3 protein-coding genes are annotated in these 3481 nt (G+C 75.6%); all 3 read right to left on the bottom strand.

Annotation, left to right across the window (positions count from 1 at the left end):
• Window positions 1-171: 171 nt before the first annotated feature.
• Window positions 172-1023, bottom strand: a complete 852-nt coding sequence (locus tag ACFQH9_RS32130) for an exodeoxyribonuclease III (RefSeq protein ID WP_379572244.1) — start codon at window positions 1021-1023, stop codon at window positions 172-174.
• A 22-nt stretch (window positions 1024-1045) separates the two neighbouring features.
• Window positions 1046-2101 (bottom strand): potassium channel family protein, encoded by a 1056-nt coding sequence (locus ACFQH9_RS32125; protein WP_379572242.1) that lies wholly within the window; start codon window positions 2099-2101, stop codon window positions 1046-1048.
• A 125-nt stretch (window positions 2102-2226) separates the two neighbouring features.
• Window positions 2227-3300 carry a saccharopine dehydrogenase family protein gene (locus tag ACFQH9_RS32120; RefSeq protein ID WP_379572240.1) on the bottom strand — a complete coding sequence of 358 codons (1074 nt, stop codon included), beginning with the start codon at window positions 3298-3300 and terminating at the stop codon, window positions 2227-2229.
• Window positions 3301-3481: the final 181 nt, after the last annotated feature.

Here is a 3481-nt window from a genome sequence, read left to right as displayed (position 1 = left end):
GCGAGCGCGGCCCGGACCTCCTGCTCGCCGGCGACGGGGACCGGCTCGAGGGCCTCGCCGGTGCGCGGGTCGGAGAGGGAGAGGGTGCGGGTCGGTTCCAGGACAGCCGTCATGCGGGTCGACTACCCGGGGCGAGGAGAAGTACGCCCGCCGGCAGGCCCCGATCCGTCCTCAGTGGTGCTTGAGCTTCGCCGGCGTCGAGGGCGGCGGCACCACCGGCCCGATGTCGCCGTCCGGTGCCTCGTCGAGGTCGACCACCACCGGGGCGTGGTCGCTGGGCCCGGAGCCCTTCCGCGCCTTGCGGTCGATCCACGCCGCCTTCGTCCGGCCCGCCGGGTCCGCGCCGCAGAGCACCAGGTCGATCCGCATCCCCATGTCCTTGTGGAAGCGGCCCGCGCGGTAGTCCCAGTAGGAGAACACGCGCTCGCCCGGCCACCGGTCGCGCACCACGTCGGACAGCCCGGTCGCCTGCAGCGCGGCCAGCGCCTCCCGCTCGGGCGGGGTGACGTGGGTGGACCCGACGAACAGGTCGGGGTCCCAGACGTCGGCGTCCGTCGGGGCGATGTTCATGTCGCCGGCCACCACGGTGTGCGCGGTGTCGCCCGCGGACACCATGTGCCGCAGCGCCTCGAGCCAGCGCAGCTTGTAGCCGTAGTGCGGGTCGTCCGGGGTGCGGCCGTTGGGCACGTAGACCGAGGTCACGCGCAGCCCGCCGCAGGTGGCGGTGACCGCGCGGGCGTCCGGGGTGTCCGAGTCGAAGGTGGGCTCCTCGGGCAGCCCGCGCACGACCTCCGTCAGTCCCACCCGGGACAGCAGCGCCACCCCGTTCCACCGGCCCTGCCCGTGGTGGACGGCCTCGTAGCCGCGCTCGGCCAGCGGTCCGTCGAACTCGGCGGCCCAGTCGGCGTCGGACAGCTTGGTCTCCTGCAGGCAGACGACGTCCGGGGCCCTCTCGTCCAGCCAGGGCAGCAGCCGCGGCAGCCGCGACTTCGCCGAGTTCACGTTCCAGGTCGCGAGGCGCACGGTCCGCGACCCTACGGCAGGATCAGTCCTCGTCGGCGGGCGTGGCCTTGCGGACGTACAGCAGCCGGTCGCCCCGCTCGAGGGCGTCGACGGCCGAGGCGTCGACCCGGTACAGCGCGTCGTCGCGCACCACGGCCAGCACGATGTCGGCGAGGTGCCGCGGCGAGCCGCCCACCTCGTCCGGTTCGACCTCGCGCTCGCTGATCGCGAACCCCGCCTCCGGGGTCAGCAGGTCCTCGACGACCTCGACCACGCTCGGGGTCCGGGTCGCGACGCCCAGCAGCCGGCCCGCCGTCTCCGCGGAGACGATCACCGAGTCGGCGCCGGACTGCCGCAGCAGGTGCACGTTCTCCGACTCCCGGACCGCGCACACGATCCGGGTCTTCGGCGCCATCTCGCGCGCCGTCAGGGTGACGAGAACGGCGGTGTCGTCCCGGTTCGTGGCCACCACAATGGCCGACGCCTGGTGGGCGCCCGCGATGCGGAGCACGGCCGAGCGGGTGGCGTTTCCCGTCACGGTGACGAGACCGAGCGCGGAGGCCGCGTCGAGCTGGTTGCGGTCGGTGTCGACCACCACGATCCGTTCCGGCTCGACACCGTCGCCGAGCAGGGTCTCGACGGCCGCACGTCCCTTCGTCCCGTACCCGATGACGACGGTGTGGTCGCGCACGCGTGACCTCCAGCGCTGGATCCGGAACGACTGCCGGGAGCGTTCGGTGAGCAGCTCGACGGTGGTGCCGACGAGGACGATCAGGAACAGCAGCCGCAGCGGCGTGATCACGACGGTGGTGAGCAGCCGCGCGGTCGCGGTGAAGGGGACGATGTCGCCGTAGCCGGTCGTCGAGAGCGACACCGTGGCGTAGTAGAGGGCGTCGTTGAACGAGATCTCGCCCTCGCCGTTGTTGTCGACGTACCCGTTGCGGCCGAAGTAGACGATCAACGCGGCGGCGAGCAGCGCCCCGAACGCGACGGCCACCCGCTTGAGCAGCGCGGCCAGCGGCCCCTCGGGGTTGTCGGGCATGCGAAGGGCGCCGATCACCTGCGGATCGACGGGCGGGCGGCGGGGCCGATCACGCATCGCGCGGGAGACTAGCGCCCCCGCGCCCGGCGGTGGGGACGGGCCGCGCCCACCCGGTCCGCTCGCGATCGTGCGGGCACGGACGCGGCTCGGTGCTCGTCGGGGCCCACCGCCCTCCGCGGCGGTCACGAGACGGTGAGACCCGCGGCCGCGGCACCGTCGCAGAGTGCGTCGAGCCCGAAGGCACCCACCGGGTCGAGCGCCCCGACACCGGCCACGCCGTGGGAGAGGGCGCGGGCCGCGCCCCAGGCGAGCAGGTCGGCGGTCAGCGCGTACGGGTCGGGGGCGGTGGCCCGCGTGCGGGCGAGGAGCGTGCCGTACTCGTCGAACACCTCGGCGACCACGTGCGAGCGGGAGCGCGCCAGCGCCTCCGTGGAGGGGTCGCGGGGCAGCCGGTCGGCGAGCAGGCCGAGGCCCTTCAGCAGCGGCGCGGGCGGCCCGGGAAGCCGGCTCGCGGCGTGCACGGCGCTGCTCAACGGGCCGAACCAGCCGAGGTGCACGTCGACCGTGCGCAGCCCGGGGTGCAACCGCGGCAGCGCGAACTGCTCGACGCCCCCGATCGACACGCCCGGCCGCGGCCGGCCGTCGACCTCGTAGGTGCGCAGCCGCGCGCCCGCCTTCTCCGTGTGCAGCGCGCCGTGCCGGAAGGTGTGCCCGGGTGTGCCGGCGATCCCGATCAGCGACTTCACGGTGCCGCGGGAGAACAGCCGGCCGCGGCCGGAGAGGAAGTAGCCGACGTCGACGCGCGCGGCCCGCTCCCCCGCCTCGCGCAGCGCGAGCGCCCCGGCCAGCACGCCGGGCACGTAGTCGTGGCCGAACGCGGTGAGCAGCCGCGCCCCGGAGCGCTCGGCGGCCGGCCCCTGCAGCGCGAAGACCTCGCGGAGGAAGGGCGGCTCGCCGGTCGAGTCGAGGTAGGTCGCGCCGGCGGACACGGCCGCGGCGAGCGCGGCCCCGCCGAGCCGGGCGAACGGGCCGACGGTGGTGACCAGCACGTCGTCCCGGCCGACGAGCGCGGAGACGGACACGACGTCGGTGACGTCCGCGGTCGCCGTCGGGCAGCCGAGGCGCTCGCCCAGCGCCGCCAGCCGCGCGCCGTCGCGCCCGGCCAGCACCGGCCGCACCCCCCGCCCGACCAGCGCCTCCGCGGTGCGCCCGCCCGTGTAGCCGGTGGCGCCGAACAGCACGATGCGTCCGCTCACGGTCCCGGAGCGTAAGCGCGACCGGGCATGACCCGTCCGACGGGCGCGCCGGACCGGGCCGGATGCCTAAGGTGTGCGCGTGATCGCGACCGACGGCGAGGTCCCGCGCGTCCCGCGGCGCCGCCGGCTGTTCCGCCGCGCGGGCGGCGACGCCACGGAGGTCCTCGCCGCGGGCGCGGGG

This window comes from Pseudonocardia lutea (assembly GCF_042658055.1).
Lineage (GTDB): Bacteria > Actinomycetota > Actinomycetes > Mycobacteriales > Pseudonocardiaceae > Pseudonocardia > Pseudonocardia lutea.
This window is presented reverse-complemented; position numbering and strand designations above follow the sequence as displayed.